Genomic DNA, 1,247 nt, shown 5'->3' on the forward strand with positions numbered 1-1,247 from the left:
TGTAATAGTCAAGACTTAATCTGACAGTTACGTATAAAAAGAATAAATTTGTAACAGAAAACAGATTGAGTTATGACCACATCAGAAAAAGTCATCAAGAACAAACTGGGATTGCTTGAACTCTCCCAACAGTTAGGAAACGTATCACGTGCTTGCAAGATTATGGGTTATAGCCGTGACAGTTTTTATCGTTTTAAGGAGCTGTATGAACAAGGAGGTGAAATCGCCTTGCAGGAGATCTCACGCCGTAAGCCTGTCATAAAGAACCGTGTGGAAGAACACATCGAGCAGGCTGTGGTAGGGATGGCGATAGACAATCCGGCATTGGGGCAGGTGCGTGTATCCAATGAATTGCGGAAGAAAGGCATTCTTGTTTCGCCGGGCGGAGTACGCTCCATTTGGCTGCGGCACGATATGGAGACCTTCCAGAAACGCCTGAAAGCATTGTCTGCCAAAGTGGAACAAGAGGGCATTATCCTTGATGAGAACCAAGTGGCTGCATTGGAGAAAGCAAAGGAAGAGAAACAGGCTCATGGAGAGATAGAAACCTATTATCCCGGTTTCCTTGTCGCCCAGGATACTTATTATGTTGGACACATCAAAGGTGTCGGACACATTTATCAGCAGACCGTCATTGACACTTACTCCAAAATCGGATTTGCTAAGCTATACGACAGGAAGAACGCCCTTGTCGCTGCCGATATGCTCAATGACAGGATAGTGCCTTTCTTCGAGCAGCATGACCTGAAGCTGATGCGTATGCTCACAGACAGAGGAACGGAATACTGCCGAAACAGAGAAAACCACGAATATGAACTGTATCTGGCTGTGGAGGATATAGACCACTCTAAAATCAAGGCGAAAAGCCCGCAGACAAACGGCATCTGCGAGAGATTCAACAGAACCGTGCAGAACGAGTTCTATGCAATCGCATTTAGAAAGAAAATCTATACCTCTATTGAGCAACTGCAAACAGACCTCGATGCGTGGATGAACTCCTACAACACCCAAAGAACCCACTCCGGAAAGTACTGTTTCGGAAAAACACCCATGCAGACTTTTATCGAAGGGATTGCCGTCGCAAGGAAATACAAACTCCAAAATCAGGAAACAATAAAACCGAATGGCGTTAATATAACACCATCCGGTTGTGAGAGTCAAGAAAGTTGCGTAACTTCGCAACAAACAGCTGACAGTTTTTTTGTCCGATACTAAACAAGCTGTCAGAACAAGTCTTGACTATTACA

At 44.7% G+C, this 1,247-nt stretch carries 1 protein-coding gene; it reads left to right on the top strand.

All coding sequences use genetic code 11. From position 1 onward, the window contains the following. Nucleotides 1–72: 72 nt before the first annotated feature. Nucleotides 73–1,215, top strand: coding sequence for an IS481 family transposase (locus WS42_RS14710; RefSeq protein WP_046451363.1), 1,143 nt, complete (start codon nt 73–75; stop codon nt 1,213–1,215). Nucleotides 1,216–1,247: the final 32 nt, after the last annotated feature.

The sequence above is a fragment of the Odoribacter sp. N54.MGS-14 genome (genome assembly GCF_000980295.1).
GTDB classification, from domain to species: Bacteria; Bacteroidota; Bacteroidia; order Bacteroidales; family Marinifilaceae; genus Odoribacter; species Odoribacter splanchnicus.